Origin of the sequence: Streptomyces sp. NPDC000075, from assembly GCF_040301925.1 — a bacterium.
GTDB lineage: Bacteria > Actinomycetota > Actinomycetes > Streptomycetales > Streptomycetaceae > Streptomyces > Streptomyces polychromogenes.
On the sequence record NZ_JBEPFL010000002.1, the window covers coordinates 283,332 to 306,311 of the forward strand.

25 protein-coding genes and 1 tRNA gene are annotated in these 22,980 nt (G+C 74.2%); 16 read left to right on the top strand and 10 right to left on the bottom strand.

The annotated features are described in order from the left end of the window. Positions 1-83: 83 nt before the first annotated feature. From ABT403_RS03465 to ABT403_RS03495, 7 genes are all read right to left on the bottom strand, one after another. Positions 84-869, bottom strand: a complete 786-nt coding sequence (locus ABT403_RS03465) for a molecular chaperone TorD family protein (RefSeq protein ID WP_344157687.1) — start codon at positions 867-869, stop codon at positions 84-86. Position 870: 1 nt separating this feature from the next. Then, positions 871-1,311, bottom strand: coding sequence for a hypothetical protein (locus tag ABT403_RS03470; RefSeq protein ID WP_344157690.1), 441 nt, complete (start codon positions 1,309-1,311; stop codon positions 871-873). 8 nt (positions 1,312-1,319) lie between these two features. Next, a complete protein-coding gene (locus ABT403_RS03475) occupies positions 1,320-1,907 on the bottom strand; it encodes a hypothetical protein (RefSeq protein ID WP_344157693.1) in 588 nt (195 codons plus the stop codon). Beyond that, the gene (locus ABT403_RS03480; RefSeq protein ID WP_344157697.1) at positions 1,904-2,065 is read right to left on the bottom strand and encodes a hypothetical protein; all 162 of its coding nucleotides are present in this window, start codon (positions 2,063-2,065) and stop codon (positions 1,904-1,906) included. Before ABT403_RS03480 ends, ABT403_RS03475 begins: the two co-directional genes overlap by 4 nt. A 139-nt stretch (positions 2,066-2,204) precedes the next feature. After that, a complete protein-coding gene (locus ABT403_RS03485) occupies positions 2,205-3,479 on the bottom strand; it encodes a DUF2637 domain-containing protein (RefSeq protein WP_425580171.1) in 1,275 nt (424 codons plus the stop codon). Positions 3,480-3,665: 186 nt separating this feature from the next. Beyond that, positions 3,666-3,821 carry a hypothetical protein gene (locus tag ABT403_RS03490; RefSeq protein WP_344157700.1) on the bottom strand — a complete coding sequence of 52 codons (156 nt, stop codon included), beginning with the start codon at positions 3,819-3,821 and terminating at the stop codon, positions 3,666-3,668. Continuing rightward, entirely contained in the window at positions 3,818-4,150 is a 333-nt protein-coding gene (locus ABT403_RS03495) for a hypothetical protein (RefSeq protein WP_344157703.1), read from the bottom strand. The genes ABT403_RS03490 and ABT403_RS03495 overlap by 4 nt, the downstream gene beginning before the upstream one ends. Before the next feature lie 369 nt (positions 4,151-4,519). Between ABT403_RS03495 and ABT403_RS03500 the strand changes: the two genes are divergently transcribed. After that, positions 4,520-4,741 carry a hypothetical protein gene (locus ABT403_RS03500; RefSeq protein WP_159050725.1) on the top strand — a complete coding sequence of 74 codons (222 nt, stop codon included), beginning with the start codon at positions 4,520-4,522 and terminating at the stop codon, positions 4,739-4,741. Between the two features lie 157 nt (positions 4,742-4,898). Here the strand turns inward: ABT403_RS03500 and ABT403_RS03505 are convergent, their stop codons facing one another. Beyond that, positions 4,899-6,371: a hypothetical protein gene (locus ABT403_RS03505; RefSeq protein WP_344157710.1), complete on the bottom strand. Its 1,473-nt coding sequence runs from the start codon at positions 6,369-6,371 to the stop codon at positions 4,899-4,901. Positions 6,372-6,407: 36 nt separating this feature from the next. Here ABT403_RS03505 and ABT403_RS03510 point away from each other — a divergent pair, with 36 nt between their 5' ends. Then, positions 6,408-6,935, top strand: a complete 528-nt coding sequence (locus ABT403_RS03510) for a DJ-1/PfpI family protein (protein WP_344157713.1) — start codon at positions 6,408-6,410, stop codon at positions 6,933-6,935. A gap of 66 nt (positions 6,936-7,001) precedes the next feature. Here ABT403_RS03510 and ABT403_RS03515 read toward each other — a convergent pair whose 3' ends face one another. Further along, a complete protein-coding gene (locus tag ABT403_RS03515) occupies positions 7,002-7,814 on the bottom strand; it encodes a glutamate ABC transporter substrate-binding protein (protein ID WP_344157716.1) in 813 nt (270 codons plus the stop codon). Between the two features lie 219 nt (positions 7,815-8,033). Here ABT403_RS03515 and ABT403_RS03520 point away from each other — a divergent pair, with 219 nt between their 5' ends. The 7 genes from ABT403_RS03520 to ABT403_RS03550 all read left to right on the top strand — a co-directional run bounded on the left by ABT403_RS03520 (position 8,034) and on the right by ABT403_RS03550 (position 15,480). Beyond that, complete coding sequence (locus ABT403_RS03520) at positions 8,034-9,137, top strand: hypothetical protein (RefSeq protein ID WP_344157719.1); 1,104 nt, start codon at positions 8,034-8,036, stop codon at positions 9,135-9,137. Positions 9,138-9,212: 75 nt separating this feature from the next. Then, positions 9,213-9,285, top strand: a tRNA-Arg gene (locus tag ABT403_RS03525). A gap of 107 nt (positions 9,286-9,392) precedes the next feature. After that, complete coding sequence (locus ABT403_RS03530; RefSeq protein ID WP_344157722.1) at positions 9,393-10,544, top strand: leucine-rich repeat domain-containing protein; 1,152 nt, start codon at positions 9,393-9,395, stop codon at positions 10,542-10,544. Next, positions 10,541-12,388 (top strand): ankyrin repeat domain-containing protein, encoded by a 1,848-nt coding sequence (locus tag ABT403_RS03535; protein ID WP_344157725.1) that lies wholly within the window; start codon positions 10,541-10,543, stop codon positions 12,386-12,388. The genes ABT403_RS03530 and ABT403_RS03535 overlap by 4 nt, the downstream gene beginning before the upstream one ends. Continuing rightward, positions 12,385-13,596 carry an AAA family ATPase gene (locus ABT403_RS03540; RefSeq protein WP_344157728.1) on the top strand — a complete coding sequence of 404 codons (1,212 nt, stop codon included), beginning with the start codon at positions 12,385-12,387 and terminating at the stop codon, positions 13,594-13,596. The genes ABT403_RS03535 and ABT403_RS03540 overlap by 4 nt, the downstream gene beginning before the upstream one ends. 29 nt (positions 13,597-13,625) lie before the next feature. Then, complete coding sequence (locus ABT403_RS03545; RefSeq protein WP_344157731.1) at positions 13,626-14,828, top strand: vWA domain-containing protein; 1,203 nt, start codon at positions 13,626-13,628, stop codon at positions 14,826-14,828. Positions 14,829-14,934: 106 nt separating this feature from the next. Beyond that, entirely contained in the window at positions 14,935-15,480 is a 546-nt protein-coding gene (locus tag ABT403_RS03550) for a TerD family protein (protein WP_344157734.1), read from the top strand. Positions 15,481-15,621: 141 nt separating this feature from the next. On the opposite strand, the gene ABT403_RS03555 is transcribed toward ABT403_RS03550, so the two are convergent. After that, on the bottom strand, positions 15,622-16,251 hold the full coding sequence (locus ABT403_RS03555; RefSeq protein ID WP_344157737.1) for a TetR/AcrR family transcriptional regulator: 630 nt from the start codon (positions 16,249-16,251) through the stop codon (positions 15,622-15,624). Positions 16,252-16,421: 170 nt separating this feature from the next. Here ABT403_RS03555 and ABT403_RS03560 point away from each other — a divergent pair, with 170 nt between their 5' ends. The 7 genes from ABT403_RS03560 to ABT403_RS03590 all read left to right on the top strand — a co-directional run bounded on the left by ABT403_RS03560 (position 16,422) and on the right by ABT403_RS03590 (position 22,962). Next, positions 16,422-17,501: a phosphatase PAP2 family protein gene (locus ABT403_RS03560; RefSeq protein WP_344157741.1), complete on the top strand. Its 1,080-nt coding sequence runs from the start codon at positions 16,422-16,424 to the stop codon at positions 17,499-17,501. Then, positions 17,498-18,379, top strand: coding sequence for a DMT family transporter (locus ABT403_RS03565; RefSeq protein ID WP_344157744.1), 882 nt, complete (start codon positions 17,498-17,500; stop codon positions 18,377-18,379). The genes ABT403_RS03560 and ABT403_RS03565 overlap by 4 nt, the downstream gene beginning before the upstream one ends. 5 nt (positions 18,380-18,384) lie before the next feature. Continuing rightward, on the top strand, positions 18,385-18,681 hold the full coding sequence (locus ABT403_RS03570) for a hypothetical protein (RefSeq protein ID WP_344157747.1): 297 nt from the start codon (positions 18,385-18,387) through the stop codon (positions 18,679-18,681). A 71-nt stretch (positions 18,682-18,752) separates the two neighbouring features. Then, entirely contained in the window at positions 18,753-19,019 is a 267-nt protein-coding gene (locus tag ABT403_RS03575; RefSeq protein WP_344157750.1) for a GlsB/YeaQ/YmgE family stress response membrane protein, read from the top strand. A 62-nt stretch (positions 19,020-19,081) separates the two neighbouring features. Beyond that, complete coding sequence (gene rraA / locus ABT403_RS03580) at positions 19,082-19,561, top strand: ribonuclease E activity regulator RraA (RefSeq protein ID WP_344157753.1); 480 nt, start codon at positions 19,082-19,084, stop codon at positions 19,559-19,561. A 77-nt stretch (positions 19,562-19,638) separates the two neighbouring features. Continuing rightward, the gene (locus ABT403_RS03585) at positions 19,639-21,282 is read left to right on the top strand and encodes a peptide-N4-asparagine amidase (RefSeq protein WP_344157756.1); all 1,644 of its coding nucleotides are present in this window, start codon (positions 19,639-19,641) and stop codon (positions 21,280-21,282) included. Between the two features lie 27 nt (positions 21,283-21,309). Further along, positions 21,310-22,962 carry a serine/threonine-protein kinase gene (locus tag ABT403_RS03590; protein ID WP_344157759.1) on the top strand — a complete coding sequence of 551 codons (1,653 nt, stop codon included), beginning with the start codon at positions 21,310-21,312 and terminating at the stop codon, positions 22,960-22,962. Positions 22,963-22,980 lie beyond the last annotated feature (18 nt).

Consider the following 22,980-nt stretch of genomic DNA (forward strand, 5'->3'; position numbering starts at 1 on the left):
GTTGACGCTACCTGCTGGAAGGGGTTCGTGGGGGTGGTTCGGGGAGCAGCTAGGTCTAGCGGCTAGGGCTCTCACCTGCGGTCCTACCCCGCTACCGCGCCCGGGAGGGAGTCGGGGGAGGGGCGGGGCTTCAGGATGTGGACGCCGTCCGGGAGGGAGGCGTCCGTGGGGGCGGTCAGCCCGTCGGGCGTGGTGGTGGGCGGTTCGAACTGCTGGAGGACGATGGGGAGGGGGGCGCCGTAGTGGCGTTCGAGGAAGTCCCTGCGGATGCCGACCTTGTTGGACTGTTCTCCGTTCCGTTTGATGTTGATCGAGACCACCTCGAAGCCCTCGCGTTCGCAGTGCTCGCGCAGCGCGGGGAGGGACAGGTCGAGGTGCACGGCAAGAGCGTCGAGGTGCACACCCTTGGTGCCGCCCGAGGTGTGGATGTTCACGTACCGCAGGATCTTGAGGGTGAGCTTCTCCCCCGCGGATTTCGTATCCGCCGGCTCGGCCTTCGCCTCGATCTCCCCAGGGCCGCCGTCGTCCTCCTGGTTGCCGTTCTTCTCCCCGTCTTTCTCCCCCACCTCGTCCTGGTCGTCGTCTTCCTCGTCGGTGAAGTCGCCGGTGGCGGCGAGACCGAAGACGGCCACGAAGAGGGCACCGCCCGCCCACCACCACACGTCGGGATAGCGCTTGCCGAAGATGACCAGCAGGAAGCTGGTGAACCCCGCGACGACAACGCGGGTCGAGCGGGTGGACTCCTCGATCACCTTGCCCTTTCCGTTCCGCACCTCGGCTCCGGCGACGAACACGATGTGGTGGGCGTACCGGAGCAGCCACCACAGGGACCTGCCGCACTCGCGTGGGGTCGGGATCTTGGGATCCACTTCAGCCTCCCACGATGCCGAGGAGGGTCCCCACGAGCTTCAGCGGCACCCGCCAGACTGACTCGGGCGCCGCCGCCCATGCGGAGGACATCAGCAGGCCGAGGATGGCGCCGACGGCCGGGGAGAGCTTGAGGTAGAAGAACAAGGCCAGCAGGAACAGGGCAGCGAAGCCGGGGCCCATGGTGCCCAGGTCGCCCGAACTGCTGGTCTCGACGACCACCTCGTGCAGGGACTGGGAGATCGTGTTCCAGGGGTCGCCGGCCCGGTCGAACTCGACCCCGGCGAAGATGCCGACAACGACGGCGGGGACGGAGGCAAGCCGCTTCTTGCCCTTTCCCTTGACGCCCAGGATGAGCACGGTCGCGAAGATGACGGCCATGCCCCCGCCGCCCACGTCTCCGAGGGCGGTCTGCGCGCCGGCCAGGATGAACTCGTTGTTCATGATTCCCCTCAGACCGTCGCGGCCGTCGTGTGGATGAGAACGGCGAAGACGGCCGAGGACATCGGGACGGCGAGCGCGTACCGGACGGTGCCGAGGAGGACCGGGGAGAACGCGAGCCACTTCCCGACCGTGGTCATCATGCGAGCGCCGACGAAGGCTGTGCCGAGGACGATGAAGGCGCCGAGCGCGAGGCCGGTGTAGCGGGAGGCCGAGGACGCCGCGGCGGCCTGCATCCACGATCCGAAGGTCTGCGGGAGCCCGACGGAGAAGTCTCCTTCGAGGAGGCCATAGCCCCAGGCGCCGAGGGCCAGGGCGGACCCATGGCGGATCAGGAACTTCGTCTTGGCGGGCAGCTTTGCCCACCACTCGTGGACGTCCTGCGTCGAGTGCGGCAGCTTCTGCTTCTTCTTGGCCGGCGGTGGCGCGGTCTGCTCGGCGATCTGGTTCAGGACGTCGAGCATCTGCTGCGTCTCGGTCTTCGGGGGCTCAGGTACCGCGTCCTCCTGGCCGTCCTTGGCGAGGCTGTACCAGAGGATGCGGCGCTTCTTCTCTCCCCGCTCCTTGCGGGTGTCCTTGAGGGTGCTGTCGTCGTTCACCGGCCGACCCCCATCCGGATCAGCGCGGACCGCAGGGCGATCTCGTCGGCGCCGGGCTCAGCGGTGTGGACCGGCCGGGCGGGGACGCTGTGCAGGACGTAGCCCGTACGGGTGATGCGGTATGCCGGGCGGCGGAGCTGTTCCGCTATGCGGGACACTGGGGCTTCCTTCCTTGTTGGGGAGGTTGGCGCCCTGGCCGGCCGTAGGAAGTTGGGCCAGGGCGCCGTTTTCTTGTGTGCGGGCCGACGGCCCTCCACCGCCCCCGGCGCGGTGCCGGGGACGATCGGGAAGCGTCGGTCAGGCGTGGGCCAGGGCCCGGGAGAGGGTCCTGGGCGAGATGCCGTGCTCGGCCGCGTACTCGGCCTTGGTCAGGTCAGGCCGTTCGACCAATGCGGTCTGCCAGGCCGTCACCAGGTCGCGGCGCCGGGTCTCCGCCTCTGCCTTGCGGCGGGCGTTGGCGGCAGTCAGCGCGTCGGTCTGGCGGTCCGGCTTCGGTTCCTCCGGCGGCGGCGGAGTCTCCTCCATCCGGGGGATAGGACCGGCCGATTCGACCGGCGGCTTTGTCGACTCATCTCCAGACGCGGCTCCCGGCTTGTCCTGCTCGGTCGCGTCGTCGGACTCGTCTTCCGGAGTGTCGTCTTCGGCCTGTCCTTCTTCGGCTTGTCCGGTCTCCTCAGGCTCCGGCGTGACCACCTCGGGTACCCGCACGGTCACCTCGGGGCGCTTCGGCTTGTCCTCGGCGAACACCGGCACCCGGCCGGGCGCGGCGACGGTGCCGACCACGGCCAGGGCCTTCTCGATGTGGTCTTCCAGCGCGGGCACCACGGGAATCTCGACGGGCGCCGGCTGCGGGGCCGGGCGCCACTCGAACTCGATTCCGGCGGCGGCCAGTCCGGCGGGCGCGGTCTGCGTCAGCGGGACGCCCAGCTTGGCCAGCCGCAGCGGCATGACCGCTTCGACCGGGGCCTTGCGTCGCCACGCCCACCCGTACCGGGCCTGGAGCCGGGCCTGGTAGATCAGGCGGTCCTGCTCCATGCCGACGGCCTGTTCGTAGCTGCGCAGCTCCCACAGCTTCATCCGGCGCCACAGCTTCATGGTCGGCAGCGGCGACAACACCCACCGCCAGAAGCGGACGCCATCCATGTGGCGGTCGGCGGTGATGTCGGCAAGGCGGCCGACGGCGTGCCGGACTGCTTCGACCACGACGACGAACAGGACGGGCATCGCCGCGTGCATCCCGACGGCGATCGGGTCCGGCCGCGCGGCGGCGGCGTTGAAGGCGATGGTGGCCGCCGTCAGCAGCCACGCGATGTGCCTCAGGACCGGGAAGGGGATCCGGATCCAGGACAGCAGCAGGTCCAGCGCGAGCAGTACTCCGATACCGGCGTCGATGCCGATGGGGAAGACCTCGGCGAAGTCGCCGAACCCCTTGTCGCGGGCCAGGCCGACGACTGCGGAGTAGGACCCGGCGAAGCCGATTCCGGCGATCACCAGGGCGCCGGCCCCGACGGAGATGGCGAGGGTTCTGCGGGCGCCGGTGAGCTGGGCGAGGCCCGTGCGGGTGTCGGTCACCGCGGGCTCCTTTCGAGTCGTGCCTTTCGGGCCCCGGCGAAGAACCGGGCCATGGAGCGGTACCGCTGGTGCAGCGGTGGCCGGGAGGTCACCGGCCGGTCCCGGCGTGGAGGGCGAGGAGCACCAGGCCGAGAACGGCGGCCAGGTTGATGACGACCGTTCCGCAACCGGCCTGCTTCTGCGGCTTCACCCGATCCCCCGCATGAAGTCGGCGGCCAGTTGGTGCCACTGCTGCGCGTTGGCGCGGCGCTTGCGGTCGGCCCGGATCTGCGCGGCGCGGAGTCGGCGCTGGTCGAGGGTGACGGCGTAGCCGGTCGGGAGGCGGAGCTGGATCCCGCTCACGCGGCCACCTCCGTCATGACGCGGACGTGGGCGCCGTGCTCGGTCACGCCGGTGGCCTCGGTGAGACGCCCGGTGCGCCAAGTGCGGCCCTCGGTGAGGGTGTCGCCCAGCGCGGTCATGTCGTGGACGTCGAGCACGCCGGGGAGGCGGATGTCGAGGATGGCGCCGGGGATGCGGTCGATGGCCGCGAGGACGTCCATCACCGCGTCGTAGACCGCGATGGCGTCGGGGTGCTCGGCTGTCAGCTCGGCGATGACGGCGGCAATGTGGGCTCGGCGTGCGGCCTGCCCGGCGCGGGGGTCGGGAATGGGGGGCGGTACGTTGGTCATGTCGTTCTCCCTGCTGCGTAGGGGGTTCGGTCGCCCCGGTCGTGTTCGCGCACGGTCGGGGCTTTTCGTTTTGCGTGGGCGGGGCCGGTGTTGCTCCGGCGTCCGAGGAGGTCCCGCTGGGGCCCGCCCGCCGCGATGCGCCGAGACCTTGCCCGGCGCTTTAGAGGCCGTCGCGCGGCCTTCTCCCGGACTGCAAAGGCGCCGGCTGCCTCCCCCGGACCACCGCCGGGCTCCTGGTAGTGCTGCTTCAACTCCGGTTTTCTGCTGCGGCGTTGAGGTCTTGCGGGGTAGAGCGTGCACCCAAAAAGTCGGTTGAGTCAACCCACTCGACCTTTTCGGGCGAGTCAACCGGGCCGTACGATGCGTGGCATGTGGCGACTGACTTCGAACGACGTACGGGTGCACTGGGCGAAGGTGACGCGGTACGTCCGCGAGCGCGGCGGCGTCGTGATCGCCCGGCAGTACACGACGGACGTCGTGGCGGTCGTCCCGATCGACTGGTACGAGCGGGCCGTGAAGGCGATCGGGGCCCCACAGGTCCCGGACGAGCCCGAGCCGCCGGTGACCTACGACAAGCCGGCCACTGCCTGATCGACTTCTCCAGGCCCTCGATCCGGCGGAGGCCTTTCGACGTCCTCGGACTGGAAGAGGCCCGGCTGGGTCTTGCCCGCGTGGCCCCATCCGCCGCAGCGGCAGACGCAGGACGAGAGCGGGTCCGCCTCGATGCAGGCTTCGTTCTGGCAGGGGGTCACCTCAGGTCTCCAATCAGGCGTTCGAGGTCGGTCTGCTCATCGCGGCCGAAGAGAAGCTGCGTGACCTGGCGCGGCACGGCCTCTGCCTGCCCCTCGCGGGTGTACTGGCGCGGCGCATCGAGGCCGTGCAGTTCGAGGTGGCGGTCCGCGTAGAACTGCGTGATGCGTTCACGGAATCCGTGTGATCGTCGGTCCAGGTCGTGCTCGATGCGCTCGCGCTCCTCGGCGTCATGGGCGCGGCGCTGGGCCCGGGTGAGCTTGGACAGGCCGCTGGTGGGGGCCAGGGCGGCGCGTGCGGCGCGGAACTCGGCGCCGGGCTGGTGCTGGCCGCGCTGAATCGGCACGCCGGGCGTGATGTCCTCGGGCAGGGCGGCGGTGGGCGCGATGGTTCCGTCCCAGATCCAGCCGGGGCGCTGCTGCTGACTCGGCGACGTCAGCGCGGTCCGGTCGGGGTTCTGCCACAGCCCGAGGCGGTACTGGGCCCAGCTCAGCGGGTACTTCGGATCGGCGGTGTGGATGTGAGCCCCGTGGAGAGGGTGGAAGTCGAGGGCGCGGCGGATGTCGGCGGGCGACCAGCCGGCGTTCGCGAACGGACGCAGCAGCCGGGCCCGGCGCTCGGCACTGATCCGGGCCAGCGGGCCGTACTCGGCGAGGGCCTCGGCCAGGCGGTACGCCGGGCTCGTGGTCTTGGTGTTGCCGGATTTCCCTCGCCGCGTACGCGGCGTACGACCAGGACCGGAAGCATCACGACGCGGACGCGGACGGGGGGAACTAACCACCTCCCTACGGGAGGGGTTTGGGTGGGAAAGTAGATCCACAGGCTCATCGCTCGACATGCCCGAGGAATCTGTGGAGGAACTTTCCCACCTTTTCTGACCTGCGGTTTCTTCCGGCTCCGGGATGCCGAGGGCCTTGCGGACGCGGCGGCCGAGAGCGGCTTCGCGGGCAGCGGCGTCGCGGCCCTTGTGGAGCGGGGTGCGGTCGGGGAGGTGGCCGTCGAGGATGACGGGCACGGTCAGCGCGTACAGGGGTACCCGGGCTCCCTTGCCGCCGAGCCTGGCGTGGGCCGCAGGGGAGAGGCCGCCTTCGAGGGTGACGAGCAGGTTCTTCGCGATGAACTCGCGCATGTACTTCGTCACCGATGCCGCCTTGACCTCGCGGCCGGCGAACACGGAGGCGTCCTCGGCGATCTGCTCGTGGGTACGACGGAAGACAGCGCCGTCGATGTGGGCGCGGGCGTAGATCGCCTGGAAGATCGCCGAGCGGATGGCGCGGCCGTCGGCGCGGGTGCTGGCGTAGACCAGATCGAAGGCGGCGCGGTGCTCGCCGGTGTCGGCCGCCAGACGAAGGACGTCCTCATGCGTGGCCAGCTCGGGGCGCAGGAGAACCCGACCGCGCTGCACGAGGTAGCGAGCCCGGGAGTGCTCGCGGGCGTCCGCCTGGACGAATTCCACGAGGGCCGCGCTCATCGGCCCACCAACGAGCGTGCATCACCGCAGGTTGAAGTGCCTGATTCTCTCCATGAGGGAGAGCGCGGGCTGCGGGAGGAGGGGTACGAGGTCCACGTCGCGGCCCCCTCCCGCAAGAAGCTGCGCTTCGTCGTGCACGACTTCGAGGAGGGCTTCGACACCTACACGGAGAAGCCCGGTTACACCTGGCCCGCCGACATCGCCTTCGCCGAGGTGGTCCCCGAGGAGTACGCGGCCGTGGTCGTGCCGGGCGGGCGCGCCCCGGAGTACCTGCGCAACGACCCCGAGGTGCGCCGGATCCTGGCCGCCTTCGCGGGGGCCGACAAGCCCATCGCCCAGATCTGCCACGGCCCGCTGATCACCGCCGCGGCCGGGGCCCTCGACGGGCGCACGGTCACGGCCTATCCGGCGCTGGAGCCCGACATGCGGGCCGCCGGGGCCGCGTTCCGGGACTCCGAGGCCGTGGTCGACGGCACCCTGGTCTCCGCCCGCGCCTGGCCCGACCACTCCGCCTGGATGCGGGAGTTCCTGACGGTGCTGCGCGCCAAGGCGCCGCTGGCGTAGCGGCGTACGCGCACGCGAGGGGCCCCGCCGGATCCGGCGGGGCCCCTCGGCCTGCGGGTGCGGGCGTCAGCCGCCCGTGGTGACGCGCGGGGCCGGCTCGTACTTGTAGTTCGCCTGGCCGAAGTTCTTCTTCACGGCCGCTTCCCAGGAGCCGTCCGAGACCATCTTGGTCAGCGCCGCGTTGATCTTCTTCTGGAGCTCGGAGTCGCCCTTCTTGATGCCGATGCCGTAGTTCTCGTTGCTGAGGTTCAGCCCGACCAGCTTGAACTTGCCCTCGTTGCCCTTCCTGGCCGCGTAGCCGGCGAGGATGGAGTTGTCGGTCGTCATGGCGTCGACCAGGTTGTCCTGGAGGGCGACCAGGCACTCCGAGTACCCGCCGAGCTCCAGCACGCTCGCCTTCGGGGCGAGCTTGCTGCGCACGTTCTCGGCCGAGGTGGAGCCGGTCACCGAGCACAGCCGCTTGGTGTTGAGGTCCTCGGGCTTGGTGATCGTGTTGTCGTCGGCGCGGACCAGCAGGTCCTGGTGGGCGACGAAGTAGGGGCCGGCGAAGTCGACCTTCTCGCGGCGCTTGTCGTTGATCGTGTAGCTGGCCGCGACGAACTTGACCTCGTTGTACTGGATCAGCAGTTCCCGGTCGTTGCTGTAGACCTGCTTGAAGTCGATCTCGTTCGCCTTGTACCCGAGCTCCTTGGCGACGTAGGTGGCCACGTCGACGTCGAAACCGGTGAACGTGCCGTCGGGCTCGCGCATGCCGATGCCCGGCTGGTCGAACTTGATGCCGACCGGGATGGGCTCCTTCTTGGCTTCACCACCACAGCCGGAGGCAGTGGCGGCGAGGGCGATCACTGCGGCGACCGCGCCGGCCTTGGGAACCTTCATGTGCTGCTCTTTCCTCGGGAAAGCGGATCCGCGGGGGGTGTCGCGGGAAACGTGGGGGGACGTGCGGAACCGCGTGGGTGCGTGGGCACGTGTACGAGGAAGCTAGGAAGGTGGCGGCCGCAGCGTCACTACATCTGAGGAAAACTTGAGGATAACGATCCGGTTCCGCCGAAGATCCTGCGGCGGCGGCACTCCGGGACGCGAGAAGGGGGCCGGTGCATGGCGGAGGGCGAGGCGTTGGGGGCGGCGCGGGTCGAGGGGAACACCCTGTTGCTGGGCGACGGGGTGCGTATCAGGTTCATCCGGACATTGCGCCTCCCCGAGTCGGGGACGCACGCACTTCCGCCGGGGCTGGGGGAGTTCCCGCTGCGCCGGGTCGAGGACTATCCGGACACCGTCCCGCCGGAGTGGCGGGCCAAGGGCGGCGTGATGCTGCCGGTGTACCTGCGCGAGGCGATGTGGCTGGCCTTCGGCGGGTCGACGGAGCCGGCCGCGCTCCAGGTCGGGGTCGGCAAGGTGTGCGCCGTGTCGGGGAAGCCGTGGACCGGCCGGCTGGCGCGCGACCCGCAGAACTACGTGGTGCTGCCCCGCCAGCCCTGGCTCGACGGGATCAACTCGGGCGACGGGACGGTGCGCCAGTTCGTCGCCGTGCCGCTCGGCCTCGGCGCGACCGTCGAGGGCCAGGTCACCGGGGAGGAGACCACGGGCGGGGTGCAGCTCCAGGCCTTCCCGCTGGAGCCGGACGCCCTGGCCGCGTGGCGCGACGCGCAGCAGGTGCGCCGGCGCGGGCGGCCCCGCTTCGGCGCTGGACCGGCCCCGGCGCCCGGTTCGGCCCCCGCCGGCTTCGCGGGCTACGGGGCCGCCCCGCCGATGCCGGCGGCGATGCCCGCTCCGGGCGGCGCGCCGGCCCGGCCCGCCGCCCGGCGGGCCCCGGCGCCGGCGATGGGGCTCGGGGTCGGCGGTTCGATGCGCCAGGAGGTCTACCGCGACGAGCGCACGCTCGCGGCCTGGGCGGACACCCCGGCCGCGCGGGTCTTCGTGCACCTGGTGACCCCGCCCGAATGGCGCCGTATCACCGGTGAGGACGCTCCGCCCTCGCCCGTCGACCGGGCCGCCTACACCCAGGCCGGACTGCCCTGGTACGACTACTACGACGAAAGCGGAACCGATCTTCCGGCCGCCGGGCCCCTCGCGGAGGTCAAGCCCGTGGGTGACTGGCTGGGCGACGACCACGCGCCCTGGACGCCCCCGGCGCCGGGCCAGGTCAAGCACGTCGGGAAGGCGCCCCGCCCGGGCGATCCGGTGCAGGACGGCGACTGGTAGCCGGGCCGGGCGACGCCCCGCAGATTCAAACTGGTGATCGATTTTCGGCCTCGCAGCGGCTATGATCACCGCAGCAAGGCCGTAGCGCAGAGGTCGTCGCGCCCAAGCATCGAGCTGGAGGACGTCGGTTCGAATCCGACCGGTCTTGCGTCTTCTTCCCGTCACGACGACAGGGCGCGACGCCCTGCCGTCATGACGGTCGTACCCGAATCAGCTCGGTCGCCGGAAGCCGGCGAAGGAACCGGTGGAGTGGTGATGACACGGCCGACGCCCGTACGGTGCCCCGCGATCGAGCACCCGGACCTGCCGCTCGCCGATCCGGCGGGCCTGGACCCGCTGCTCGCCCGCCTCGCGCAGGACCACCCCGTCCTGGCCGACGAGACCTTCCCCCTCGGCACCCTGCGCGCCGACGGCCGCGTCGACCTGTGCAAGCAGGGCCTCGGCCCCGCCGGAGCGGCCCGGCTGCTGCCCGTCGCCACCGCCTCCCCGCACGCCGCGCACCTGCTGCTCGGCACCAACTCCATCGCCGACGAGGGCGCCCGCACCCTCGCCGACGCCCTCACCGGCGCCGGCCCCGCGCACGGGCTGCACACCCTCTACCTCGGCTGCAACCGCATCGGCCCCGACGGCCTCCTCGCCCTCGCCGGCGCCCTCGCCGAGGACACCACCGTCCGCGCCCTCTGGCTCAAGCGGAACCCGCTCCACGAGGACGGCGCCCGCACCCTCGCCGCCCTGCTGCGCCGCAACACCGCGCTGCGCACCCTCGACCTGGTCAACACCGGGGTCACCGCCGACGGCCTGCGCCTCCTCCTCGACGCCCTGCGCACCCGCGCGACCCCGCTGGAGCGGATCTACCTCGGCGGCAACGGGCTCACCGCCGAAGCCGCCCCGCTGCTCGCCGCCCTCATCAGCGAGGCCGGAGTCCGCGAACTGTACGTCCCGGCCAACCACCTCGGCGACGAGGGCGCCGCCGTCCTCGCGGCCGCCGCGGCCGGAGCCGGCCCCGACCGCCCGGTGCGCCTGGGCCTCGGCGGCAACGGCATCGGCGTGCCCGGAGCCCGCGCCCTGGCCGCCGCCCTCGGCGGCATCGAGTCCCTCGACCTCGGCCGCGTCATGTCCGAGCGCAGCCTCGGCTCCACCGGCAACGCCACCGGCGACGAGGGCGCGTACGCCCTGGCCGACGCGCTGCCCGGCAGCCCGCTGCGCCGCCTGGAGCTGCGCCACACCGGCATCACCGGCCGCGGCGCCAAGCGCCTGCTGGCCGCACTGCCCGACGGCAGCCCCCTGGAGCACGTCGGCCTGGGCCCCGGCACCCCCCGCCGCCTCAAGCGCTCCTTCGCCGAGCGGCTGCGTCCCGCCCCGGCCGGCCACCCGGACCTGCGGGCCATCGGCAGCGTGTACCGGTGAGCGCCCCCAGCGAGCGGCCCCTCGCCGACCTGCCGCCCGGCGCCCTGCCGAACGAGGACGCCGCGTCCTGGCAGCGCGTCCGCCGCTACGCCGTCCCCCGCTGGATGATCGAGCGGGCCACCGCGCACCGCCTGGCCGGGGACTGGCGCGCCGCCTGCGCGGCCGCCGGCGTCGAGGTCGCCGTCGACCTGCCCGCCCTGGCCTCCGCGTACGGGACCGCCGTCGCCGGGGCGGTGGAGGTCGACCTGCACCACCTCGTCCCCGAGCTGGTGCGCTGGCACCTGCCCCGGGTGCTGGGCGGCCGCAGCGTCCTCGCCCCCAGCCGCCGCGTCGTACTGGCCCGCTACGGCCGGGACGAGGGCGCGCCCGCCCTGTACGTCACCACCCGCGGCATGATCGACGGCCCGCAGCGGCTGCGGCTGCACTGCACGCCGGTCGACCCGGCGCGCAAGCACCACGCCTACGGGGGCTGGATCACCGAGGACTGGACCCTCGTCCCCTGGTTCTGGGACTCCCGGCACACCGCCGCGCTGCGCACCGCCGCCGGGCCCGCCGGCCGTCTGCCCTTCTTCCACGCCGACGGCACCCCGCTCGGCGCCGACGCGCTGCCCTGCGCCGAACCCGCCGCCGGCGACCGCGCCGCCCGTACGGAGTGGGCCGCCGAGCTCTACCGGCGCGGCGACCTGGAGGGCGCCTTCGCCACGGCCGGGATCGAGCTGGACCTCTCCCCGTTCGAACGGCGCGGCCACCTCTACCCCACACAGGACGCCCGGGAAGCACTGGAGACGGTCCCGCTGGAGCCGGTCCGGCTCGCCGACGAGTTCCGCCGGCTGAGCGCGGCGGGCGCGGGGGAGCGGTTCCGCTTCGCCCCGCACTGGCGCGCCCTCCTGCTGCTGGAACCCGCCGGGGACGCGGCCGGCGACGGCCTGCGGCTGCGTCTCGTCGACCCGCAGGCGGTGGGGGACGTCACCCGGCTGCCCGGCCACGCCTGGCAGCCGCTGCCCGACCCGTACCTCGTGCGCTCCGGCCGGACCGCCGTGCGCGAACTGCATCCGCTCGTCGCCGACGCGCTCTTCCCCGGAGCCGGCCCGGCCTCGGGTCCGCCCGGCCCCGCCCTGCCGCGGCCCGTCCGGGTGCGCTGCGTCGGCGAGTGGCACGAGGTGGGTTCGCGGGACGGCGTACTCGACGTCCCGCACACCGCCGAGGAGCAGCGGCGCGAGCGCGCCATGCGCGCCTTCGGCGGCGCCATCGCGGGCTGCTTCGCCGTGCGCGAGGCCTGGACCACCGGCGAGGGCCGGCTCCCGCGCGCCCTGCGGGCCGAGCGGCGCGAGCTGTTCGAGCGCGTCCAGCACGGCGACACCCCCGGCGTCCTCGCCCTCCTCGACGCGGGCCTCGACCCCCGGGTGCGCAACGGCCGCGGCCAGAGCCTGCTGCACCTGCTGCCCTTCGTCCGCCACGAGGAACTGCTACCCCGGCTCCTGGAGGCCGGGCTCGGCCTGGAGGAGGAGGACGACTCCGGCCGCACCCCGCTCCAGTGCGCCGTCCAGAACGGCGGCACCGCCGCCCTGGTCCGGGCCCTCCTCGCGGCCGGTGCCCGGACCGACGTGGTCGACGAGCTGGACCTGTCGCTGGCCCAGGTGGTGCGCCGCTACAAGCGCGGCGACCTCTTTTTCCTCAAGCGGCTGGTGGAGGAACGCCACCCCGACCTCGGCTCCGGCGAGTACGAGGAGTTCATGGACGAGCGCGAGGAGTGGGAAGAGGCCCAGGAGTACGACGACCACGACGGCTACGCGGCCCTCGGCGACCCCACGGGTCCCGTCGGCGGCGGGGCGGGGGAGGCATGACCACCACACCTGCGCGGCCCGCGCCCGCGCCCGCACCCGCGCTGGCCGCGGCCGACGCCCTGAACGCCCGGCTGGGCGCCACCCGTACCGAGCCGGCGGCCAGTTCCCAACTGGAGGCCCTGGCGCTGGCGGTGACGGCCAATCAGCCCGTGCTGCTGTGGGGCGAGCCCGGCATCGGCAAGTCCGCCGGCATGGAGCGGCTCGCGGACGCCCTCGGGGTCCGGCTGGAGACCGTGATCGCCAGCGTCCACGAGCCCTCGGACTTCGCCGGCCTGCCCATCGTCGGCGAGGACCCCGCCACCACCGGCGTGCCCATGGCCCCGCCGGACTGGGCGGTGCGCCTGACCCGCACCGGGCACGGCCTGCTCTTCTTCGACGAGCTGTCCTCCGCCCCGCCCGCCGTCCAGGCCGCGCTGCTGCGCGTGGTCCTCGAACGCCGCGTCGGAAGCCTGGAACTCCCCCCGTCCGTACGGATCGTGGCCGCCGCCAACCCGCCCTCCAGCGCGGCCGACGGCTGGCACCTCAGCCCGCCGCTCGCCAACCGCTTCGTCCACCTCGACTGGACCCACGACGCCCGCACGGTCGCCCGCGGCATGGCCGGCATCTGGCCCGAGACGGCTCTGCCGGCCGTCGACCCGGCCCGGGCCGCCGGCGCGGCCGCCCGCGCCCGGGGCGTGATCTCCGGCTTCCTCACCGCCCGTCCCGGCCTCGTCCACCACATGCCGAACGACGCCGAGGGCCGCGGCCGGGCCTGGCCCTCCCCGCGCACCTGGGAGATGGCGCTGCGGCTGCTGGCCACCGGCTACGCGTCCGGCGCCGGCCGCGAGGCGCTGTCCGCCGCGCTCACCGGGGCCGTCGGCGACGGCGCGGGCCTGGAGCTGCTGACCTACCTGGAGAACCTCGACCTGCCGGACCCGGAGAAGGTGCTGGCCGACCCCGACGCCTTCGCCCTGCCGGGGCGCGGCGACCGGCAGCTGGCCTTCCTGATCGCGGTCGTGGCCGCCGTACAGGGCGAGCTCACCCGGCCCCGCTGGGAGGCCGCCTGGACGGTGCTCGCCAAGGCCGTCGACGCGGGCGTCCCCGACGTGGCGGCCCGGGCCGCCGCCGACCTGGCCGCGATGCGCGACCTGTCCTGGCCCGTACCCGCCGGCATCGACGCCTTCGTGGAACTGCTCCAGCTGGCCGGCGCCCTCCCCGGCGCCCGCTGAGCGGGCGGGCCGCACCGGTGGACCGCCCTATGGACCGCCCTCTGGACCGGGCCAAGCTGCTCGCCGCCCGCTACGCGGCGGCCGAGGCCCGCCCGTACCTGGCCTCCGCCCTGTACGCGCTGACCGTCGTGCCCTCCCCGGGCCCGGCGGGGGTGTCCACGATGGGCGTCGACCGGCACTGGCGCTGCTACGTCTCGCCCGCGTTCGTCGAACGGACCCCCGTCCCCGAGCTCGCCGGGGTGTGGATCCACGAGGTCGCCCACCTGCTGCGCGACCACCACGGCCGGGCCGACCGGCTCCCCGCCGCCGACCAGCGCGATCCGCTGCGGATCAACATCGCCCAGGACTGCGAGATCAACGACGACCTCCTCGCCGACGGTCTGCGCCTGCCCGAGGGCCGGATGGAACCGGGCCGCTTCGGCCTCCCGGCGGGCGGCCTGTTCGAGGGCTACCTGCCCGGCATCCCGCACACGCCCCCGCACGTGGACTGCGGCTCCGGCGCGCACGGCGTACCCGCGCCCTGGGAACTCGGCGACGGCGGCACGGACACCGCCCGGATCGGCCCCGTGGAGGCGGAGGCCCTGCGCCGGACCACCGCCCAGGCCATGCGCGCCCACCGGCGCACCAAGGGCCGGGGCAGCCTGCCCGCCGGGTGGGAACGCTGGGCGCAGGAGGTGCTGGAGCCCGTCGTGGACTGGCGGCGCGCCCTGACGGGGGCGGTGCGGGAGGCCGCCGCCTGGGCGGGCGGCGCGGTCGACTACACCTACCGGCGGCCCTCGCGGCGCACCCCGGCGCTGGGCGGCAGGGTGGTGCTGCCGAGCCTGCGCCGGCCGGTGCCGCGCGTCGCGATCGTCGTCGACACCTCCGGCTCCATGGGGGACGCGGAACTCGCCGCCGCGCTCGGCGAGGTGACCGGCGTGCTGCGCGAGGTCGGCGTCGGCGGCAACCGGGTGGCGGTGCTGGCCTGCGACGCCGACGTACAGGCCGTGAACCGGGTGACCAGCGCCGGGCAGGTGACCCTGGCCGGGGGCGGCGGTACCGACATGCGCGTGGGCATCGCCGCCGCGCTGGCCGTACCCGACCGGCCGGACATCGTGGTGGTCCTCACCGACGGGTACACCCCGTGGCCGGAGGGCCCGCCGCGCTGCCGGGTCATCGCCGCGCTCATCGGGGCGGACGCGCCGCAGCCCCCGGCCTGGGTGGAGACCGTACGGGTGGCCCCCACGCGCTGACCGGGGAACTGGCCGGTTGTGTACGGTGGTTCGCCCGGTGATCACGGACGCGTGGCAGCATGGCCGGGCAGCACCGGCCAGAGCGGCCGAGCGGAGGGGGAGTCCGGTGACCGGAGTACGCAAGAGCCTGGCCAAGGTGGAGATCTCCCTGCGCTGGGACCCCAGCCCGGCCGGGACGCCGCCGCACGACCTGGACCTCGTCGCCGGTGTCTTCTCCGTGTCCGACCCGCACGGGGAGCCCGTGTACCTCGTGCACTTCGGCAGCCGCGCCCCCGACGGGACCATCACCCTCGACCGGGACAGCCGCAACGGGCAGGGCTTCGGCTGGGACGAGGTGATGACCCTCGAACTGGACCGGCTGGCGCCCGCGCTGGGCCGGGTCGTGGTCGGCGTGGTGATCCAGGACCCGGGTCCGGCGGGCACGCCCGGCCGTACGGTCTTCGGCTCCGTGGCCGGGACCGGGCTGCGGATCCGGGAGGGCTACACCGAGCTCGCCGTCCTCGACTTCGCCGCTCTCGCCGGCGCCACGTCGGCCACCGTCGCCGAGTTCGTCCGGGACGGGGCGGGCGGCTGGTCCCTGGACGCCGGCGCCCGCGGCTTCGACGCGGACCCGCAGGAGTACACCCGGCTGATGGGCGCCGCGCGCGGCTGAGGAGGGGTCCGGACCGGACGGGGCGGCGGTCCCCCCTGCCCGGGAGGGCCGCCACCCCGTCCGGGTGGCGCGCTGCCGCCGTCCCCACGAGGCAGCGCGAGCGGGTCGCCGTCCGGTCATCGTGAACGGCGGCCCACCGGTTCAGGTGGCCGGAAGGTCTCCCGGGCCGATGCCCAGGGCGGGCAGCAGGGCCGCGTCGACGAACCGGACCAGATAGTCGGCGTCCGCGTACCGCCCCTCCAGCACCGGCCGGATCCGCAGGACGCCCATCAGCTGCGCCGGGAGGAACTCCACGGCCGGGTGGTCGGCGGCGATCTCGCCCCGCGCCACGGCCCGCGCCACGATCGCGTCGAAGGCCGCCAGCTCGGGCTCGACCAGCGCCTCGCGCAGCGCGCGCTGGAGCTCCTCGTCGCTGAGCACGGCGTTGCCGAGCGCCTGGGTGAGCCGGGTGTCGCGCCCTGAGGTGCCGGCCGCGATCCGGGCGGCCTCGCGCAGGTCCTCCGCCAGGTTCCCGGTGTCCACGTCGGCCAGCGTCCGCTCGCCGCGCCGTGCCCGGCTCGCCCGCAGGGCGGCGGCGACCAGCTGGGGCTTGGTCTTCCACTGCCGGTAGAGCGTGGACTTTCCGCAGCAGGCCCGCGCGGCCACGCCCTCCATGGTGAGGGCCTCGTACCCGTGCTCGCGCAGCTGGTCCAGGACGGCGTCGTAGAACTCCTGCTCGCGCTCCGGACTGATCTTGGAGCGGCGCGCGGTGGCCTGCGGCGTGGACGTCATGGGCTGCGGCTCTCCTCGTGAGCTCACGGGCGGTGGGTCGTGCTCCCGAGTGTAAGGCCCCGGAGGCTTATCGCTACACCATCGTATCGATACGCGAATGTATCGATACACTGGCGTGTCGATCGGAAACGGTCCGACCGAAAGCCGCTCGAAAGAATTGAGACCGGGGGATGACGTCCCACACCACCACACCCACACGGCCCGGGCGCCGGCTCATACGCGAGCTGCTGCTCGTCGCGGGCCTGTTCGCCGTGTACAAGGCGGGCCGGATGCTCTCGACGGGCCGCACCGACGAGGCCTTCCGCAACGCCGCCCGGGTGTGGGACGCCGAACGCGCCCTCCACCTGCCCGGTGAGGGCGCCGTCCAGCGGCTGCTGCTCCACTCCGAGGGCGTCGTCCACGCGGCGAACACCTACTACGCCGCCGTGCACTTCCCGGCGACCGTGCTGTTCCTGGTCTGGCTGTACCTGCGCCGCCCCGGGCACTACCTGTGGACCCGCCGGGTCCTGACGGTCCTGACCGGCGCCGCCCTCGTCCTGCACCTGTCCTTCCCCCTCGCGCCCCCGCGGATGCTGGGCGCCGCGCACCTGGTCGACACCGGCCAGGTCTACGGGCCGACCGTCTACCGGGCCGCGCCGGACGCCGACACCGTGGCCAACCAGTTCGCGGCGATGCCCTCGCTGCACTTCGGCTGGGCCCTGATGCTGGCCCTCGGGATGATCGCCGCGACCCGCTCGCGGTGGCGCGCCCTGTGGCTGCTGCACCCCCTCGCCACCCTCCTGGTGGTCGTGGGCACCGCCAACCACTACTGGGCCGACGCGGCCGTCGCGACCCTGCTGCTGGGCGCGGCCCTCCTCCTGATCCCCCGCCCCACGGCCCGCACGGACACCGGCGCCGAGGCGGTACGAACCCTCCCGCGCCCACCCCGGCCGGCGACCCCCGCCGCCACCCGCACGGCGACGGCCCTTGCGCGAGCGGCGACCCCTGCGCGGTCGGTGGCCCTTGCCGGGACGGCGGCCCCTGCGGGGGCGGCCAACCCCACGCGGGCGGCCGCCCTCGCGCCGGTGGCCGCTCCCGGGTCGGCCGTCGCGCCCTCCCGAGTGCCGGCCGTCGCGCCCGCGCGCGTGCCGGTGGCCGCTCCCGGGCCGGTGGTCGCACGCGAGGCCGCGCCCGGTGCGGCCGATGGCGGGCCGCCGGGCCTGCCGGGCCCCGTCCGGGCCCTTCCCGTACCCGCCGGAGGCGAGCGGTGAACGCCACCCTGCTCGCCGTCGCGCTCTGCCTCGCCTCCGCCGTCACCTACGCGGCCGCCGCCGTCGCCCAGGAGCGGCTCGCCCGCCGGGCCGTCGCCCGCAGCGCCCGCGACCTGCTCGGCAACGGCGCCTGGTGGTGGTCGGCCGGGCTGAACGCCGCCGCCGCGCTGCTGCACGCCGCCGCCCTGCGCTACGGCCCGCTCACCCTGGTCCAGCCCCTCGGCGCGCTCACCCTCGTCGCCGCCGTCCCCCTCGGCGCGCGCGGCGCCGGCCGACGGGTCGCCGCCACCGAGTGGCGGGGCACCCTGGCCACCGTCGCCGGGCTCGGCCTGCTGCTGCTCCCCGCCTCCGGTCCGGCCCCCGACGACACCCTCAGCGTCGCCGAGGCCCTGACCGTCTCCGGGGCCACCCTGGCCGTGATCGCCCTGCTCACCGCCCGCAAGGACCCCGGCCCGGGCCTGCGCCACGCCACCGCCTCCGGGCTGGCCTCCGCCGTCGCCTCCGCCCTGACCCAGACCGTCGCCGTGGCGGGCGGCCGAGGGGGCTCCCTGCTCAGCGCCCGGGTCATCACCGTGGCCCTGCTCGTCGTCGTCTTCGCGGTCGGCGGGATGCTGCTCTCGCAGCGGGCCTACCGGGGCGGCCTCGGCGCCCCGCTCGCCGTGGTCAACCTGGCCAACCCCCTCGCCGCCGCCGTCATCGGCATGGCCCTGCTCGGCGAACGCCTCCACGGCGGCGCCCTCGGCATCGTGCTCGCCGTCGCCGGAGCGCTCGCCGCCACCCGGGGGGTGCTCCTGCTGACCCGGACCGCGCCCGCCTCCGTCCAGACCGGCGAAAGCCGCGAAAGCCACCCCGTACCGGCCGGCCATGTGACAGCATGATCTCCATGGCCGACCGCTCGTACCTGTCCCTGTGGTCCCGCAACTCCGTGCTGTCCATCGGCTCGGTGGGCTCGGTGCTCTCCATCGGCTCGGTGGGCAGCGTGCTGTCCGTCGGCTCCCTCGGCTCCGCGCTCTCCGCCGGCTCGGCGGCCTCCTGGCTGAGCGCGGGCTCCGCCTTCTCGGCCCGCTCCGCCCTCTCCCTGTTCTCCTACCGCTCGCGCGGCGGCCTCGCGGTGGCCGGGATCGGCGCCGTGACGGCCGCCACCCTGGCCGCCGCCCTGGTACGGACCCGGCGCGGCTGAGAACCACCGGGCGCCGGTCTGCGTCCTTCCCACCGTAGAAAGACGCGGACCAACGAGCGGAGTGAACGAGCATGGGCGTCATCGGCTGGATCGTCCTGGGCCTGCTGGCCGGGGGCATCGCCAAGTTCCTGCTGCCCGGCCGGGACCCCGGCGGCTTCATCGTCACCACCCTCATCGGCGTCGCGGGCGCCTTCGTCGGCGGCTGGCTCTCCGCCAAGTTCCTGCACCGCCCGATCGACAACCACTTCTTCGACCTCGCCACCTGGGGCGCCGCCATCGCGGGTTCCCTGGTCCTGCTCATCGGCTACCGCATCCTCTTCGGCAACTCCCGCGACTAGACCGTGCGCTTACGCTGGGGCCCGCACGGCGCGACGTCCCGGATGCGAGGAGCCACAGCCACATGAGCGTCACCCCAGTCCCCACCGCCGACCTCTACGACGAGCACGGCGAGAGCCTCGGCATCTGCACCACCGCCTTCCGCCCCATCGGCGGCCGCCGCCTCTTCGCCGGGCCCGTGCGCACCGTCCGCTGCCACGAGGACAACGCCTTGCTGCGTGAACTCCTCCACACCCCCGGCGAAGGCGCCGTCCTCGTCATCGACGGAGGCGGCTCCCTGCGCACCGCGCTCGTCGGCGACCTCATCGCCGGTGCGGCCGAGCGCTCCGGCTGGGCCGGGCTGATCGTCAACGGGGCCGTCCGCGACAGCGTCGCCCTCGGCGGACTCGACCTCGGCGTCCAGGCGCTGGGCACCTGCCCCCGCAAGAGCGGCAAGACCGGCGCGGGCGCCGTCGACGAGCCCGTCACCATCGGCGGCGTCACCTTCCGGCCCGGCGACACCGTCTACGTGGACGACGACGGCGTCGTGGTCCTGCCGGCCTGAGCCGTAGGCGAGATCGCGCCAGGCCCGGACCACCGGCCCTGGCGGACGGCGCCCGGATGCCGCTTCACTGCGGGCCCATGAGACGACACAGGATCATGGGCCTGCTCGGCGCCCTCACCCTCGCCGCCGGCACCCTGGCCGCGGCCGCGGGACCCGCGGCGGCCGGCCCCGTCCCGGTGTCCGCGCGGCCCGCGGACACCCCGCCCGCGGAGTTCGGCACCGACTGGCACGACCCCCTCACCGCCGCCCCGCCCGTGGAACGGCCCGCCACCACCTCCTGCCGGGTCACCCTCGCCGAAGCGCAGTTCCGCGACTTCACCCCCTACCGGGGCGACTACACCCCGCCCGGAGGCTGCGGCCGCTCCGGCTGGGCCAAGGTGGTGCTCCGCCTCGACGGCAAGGTCAAGGGCCGCCAGTACGACCGCCTCGGCAACCTCACCGTCGGCGGCGTGGAGATCCTCGCCACCTCGACCCCCGAACCCTCCCCCGAGGGCATCGAATGGTCCGTCGAGAAGGACGTCACCCACTACCGCGACGTCCTGAGCCGGCCACAGCCCGTCGAGATGCTGATCGGCAACGTCGTCGACGACACCTACACCGGCGTCATCGACGTCAGGGCCACCCTCACCTTCTACGCCGCCGAGGGCCGCACCCGCCCCGCCCCCACCCCCGACCGGGTCCTCCCGCTCACCACCCCCGCCGTCACCACCCCGCGCAACACCGAACGGATCCTCGCCGAGGTGTACGCCACCGGCTCGGGCGGCGGCTGCGAGGAGTACTGGTACATGACCGTCCCCGACGCGGCCCCCTACTCCTGCAAGGCCGCCGGCGGCCCCCACCGCGAGGTCCGGATCTCCGTCGACGGACGGCTCGCCGGACTCGCCGCGCCCTTCCCCACCGTCTGGACGGGCGGCTGGTCCAACCCCTTCCTCTGGTACGTCACCCCCGGCCCCCGCGCCTTCGACGTCCAGCCCCTCGTCTACGACCTCACCCCCTTCGCCGCCCTCCTCAACGACGGCCGCCCGCACCGCGTCGAGGTCGCCGTCGCCGGGGTCCCGGCCGGCCAGAGCGGCTGGAACACCCCCGCCAACCTGCTGCTGTGGCAGGACCGGGGCCGAGAGGTCGTCACCGGCGCCCTCACCCGCCACGAGGAGACGGCCCCCACCGGCACCTCCCGCTGGACCCCCGCCACCCCCGGCGGCGAGCACCGCCTGGACACCGACGGCGCCCACGGCCTCACCCTCGCCGGGTACCTCGACACCTCCCACGGCCGCGTCACCACCACCGTCACCCGGACCGTGCGGGCCACCTCCGTCCACCGCTGGACCGACGACGAGAACCGCGACGCCCTCACCGCCGCCTGGAACGACGAGGAGAGCGTCACCCGGGGCGCCGTCACCACCCGCACCACCCGCGCCTACACCATGGACGGCGAGACCACCCTCGGCGCCGGCGACCGGCTGCGCACCGTCCTCTCCCTGGGCGACCGGGCCGACACCGTCACCCTGCGCGGCGGCCGTCAGACCGGCCGGACCCGTCTCGACGACCGGTACACGGGCGACGCCTCGTACACGGCGAACGTCCCGCGCGACCAGCGGCACGCGGTCGGCACCACCACCGCCCGCTACCAGCTGTACGGGTCCGGCATCGGGGCCGGCTGTTACGACCGTACGGTGTCCACCGCGCAGGGCGCCGTCACGGCGGACCGCCGCCGCTGCTGACGGTGGCGCCCTCTACGATGACCGGCCATGGACACGAGTGAGGCCGGCAGACGGCTGGTCGACGGCCGTTTCGAACTGATCGCACCCCTGGGCGCCGGAGGCATGGGAACGGTGTGGCGCGCCCGCGACATCGCCCTGCACCGCGAGGTCGCCCTCAAGGAGGTGCGCCCGCCGGACCCGGCCTCCGCGGCCGCCGACCCCGGGCTCTCCGCCCAGATGCGCGAACGCGCCGTGCGCGAGGCCCGGGCCCTGGCCCGCCTCGCGCACCCCGGCGTGGTGACGATCCACCACATCGTCGAACCCGCCCCCGGCACCGACGGCCACCCGTGGATCGTGATGGAGCTGGTCAAGGGCGGCTCCCTGCACGACCGGCTGGCCGACGGCCCCATGCCGGTCCCCGACGTGCTGCGGCTCGGGCTCGACGTCCTGTCCGCGCTGCGCGCCGCGCACGCCGAGGGGGTCCTCCACCGGGACGTGAAACCGGCCAACGTGCTGCTGCGGCCCGACGGCGCCGCCGTCCTGACCGACTTCGGCATCGCCGCCCTGGGCGGGGCGACCGCCCTCACCTCCACCGGGGTGCTGATCGGCTCGCCCGAGTACATCGCGCCCGAGCGCGCGCGGGGCGAGGAGGGGCTCGCCGCCTCCGACCTGTGGTCGCTCGGCATGATGCTGTACGTGGCCGCCGAGGGCACCCACCCGCTGCGCCGGGCCACCAGCCTCGCCACCGTCGTCGCCGTCCTCGACGACCCGATCCCGCCGCCGGTGCGTTCCGGCCCGCTGGGCCCCGTACTGGAGCGGCTGCTCGTACGGGACCCGGCCGTACGGCCCGACGGCGCCGAACTGGAAGCACTGCTCCGCGCCGCGAGCGCCGCTTCCGGCGCCGCCGCCGGAGCCCCGCTCCTCCCTCCGGTGTACGGGCCCCCGGCCGCGGCCTCGCACACCCGGCCCTTCGCCCCGGGCGGCGGCTCCCCGTACGCCGTCACCGCGCCCGTCACCGCGGCCCGCACGGACCGCCGCCGGCCCGTCCTGATCGGAGCCCTGCTCGCGGTGGCCCTCGCCGGCGGCGGCGTCGGCCTGGTCCAGGCGCTGCCCGACGGAGGCTCCGGCGGCTCCGGCACGAACGCCGGGCCCGCCACCACCGGCACCCCCGGCGGCGCGCGCCCCGTCACCGGCCGCACGGCCGCCCCGAACACCGTCCCGTCCACCGCGCAGGGCGGCCCCGCCGCCGCCACCAAGGGCAGCCTGCTCACCCCGGACGCGGTCCGCACCGCACTGGAGGCGTTCAAGCGGCAGACCGGCACCACCACTTTCGTGGAGATGACCGTCTACGAGGGGTACGTCCTCGCCTCCATCCCCACCGCCGCCGGCGCCGACACGTACGACCGGTACGAGTACCGCGACGGGCAGGTCAAGCGGGACGGGCCGGGCGGCCGGATCGACGCCTCCAAGCCCCTGATCGACATGGCGGGCGTGAAGTGGGACGCCCTGCCCGGGCTCCTCGACAAGGCCCGCCAGGAACTCGGCGTGGCCGACCCGACCTCGCGCTACGTCATCGTCGAACCCTGGCTGCTCGACGAGACCGCCGCCTCCATGCGCCCCTACCTCAGCGACGAGTACGGCCGAGGCGGCTACCTGTACGCGGACACCCAGGGCAACGTGAAGAAGGTGTACCGCTCCTGACACCGTGTCCCGTGCCGG

What these genes read in the sequence shown, in the direction of transcription:
- ABT403_RS03500 (WP_159050725.1), top strand. Translation starts at nt 4,520, where the DNA reads ATGTGGCGACTGACTTCGAACGACGTACGGGTGCACTGGGCGAAGGTG.
- rraA (WP_344157753.1), top strand. Translation starts at nt 19,082, where the DNA reads ATGAGCGTCACCCCAGTCCCCACCGCCGACCTCTACGACGAGCACGGC.
- ABT403_RS03505 (WP_344157710.1), bottom strand. Translation starts at nt 6,371, where the DNA reads ATGAGCGCGGCCCTCGTGGAATTCGTCCAGGCGGACGCCCGCGAGCAC.
- ABT403_RS03570 (WP_344157747.1), top strand. Translation starts at nt 18,385, where the DNA reads ATGGCCGACCGCTCGTACCTGTCCCTGTGGTCCCGCAACTCCGTGCTG.
- ABT403_RS03545 (WP_344157731.1), top strand. Translation starts at nt 13,626, where the DNA reads ATGGACCGCCCTCTGGACCGGGCCAAGCTGCTCGCCGCCCGCTACGCG.
- ABT403_RS03530 (WP_344157722.1), top strand. Translation starts at nt 9,393, where the DNA reads ATGACACGGCCGACGCCCGTACGGTGCCCCGCGATCGAGCACCCGGAC.
- ABT403_RS03515 (WP_344157716.1), bottom strand. Translation starts at nt 7,814, where the DNA reads ATGAAGGTTCCCAAGGCCGGCGCGGTCGCCGCAGTGATCGCCCTCGCC.
- ABT403_RS03575 (WP_344157750.1), top strand. Translation starts at nt 18,753, where the DNA reads ATGGGCGTCATCGGCTGGATCGTCCTGGGCCTGCTGGCCGGGGGCATC.
- ABT403_RS03590 (WP_344157759.1), top strand. Translation starts at nt 21,310, where the DNA reads ATGGACACGAGTGAGGCCGGCAGACGGCTGGTCGACGGCCGTTTCGAA.
- ABT403_RS03520 (WP_344157719.1), top strand. Translation starts at nt 8,034, where the DNA reads ATGGCGGAGGGCGAGGCGTTGGGGGCGGCGCGGGTCGAGGGGAACACC.
- ABT403_RS03495 (WP_344157703.1), bottom strand. Translation starts at nt 4,150, where the DNA reads ATGACCAACGTACCGCCCCCCATTCCCGACCCCCGCGCCGGGCAGGCC.
- ABT403_RS03470 (WP_344157690.1), bottom strand. Translation starts at nt 1,311, where the DNA reads ATGAACAACGAGTTCATCCTGGCCGGCGCGCAGACCGCCCTCGGAGAC.
- ABT403_RS03555 (WP_344157737.1), bottom strand. Translation starts at nt 16,251, where the DNA reads ATGACGTCCACGCCGCAGGCCACCGCGCGCCGCTCCAAGATCAGTCCG.
- ABT403_RS03585 (WP_344157756.1), top strand. Translation starts at nt 19,639, where the DNA reads ATGAGACGACACAGGATCATGGGCCTGCTCGGCGCCCTCACCCTCGCC.
- ABT403_RS03560 (WP_344157741.1), top strand. Translation starts at nt 16,422, where the DNA reads ATGACGTCCCACACCACCACACCCACACGGCCCGGGCGCCGGCTCATA.
- ABT403_RS03540 (WP_344157728.1), top strand. Translation starts at nt 12,385, where the DNA reads ATGACCACCACACCTGCGCGGCCCGCGCCCGCGCCCGCACCCGCGCTG.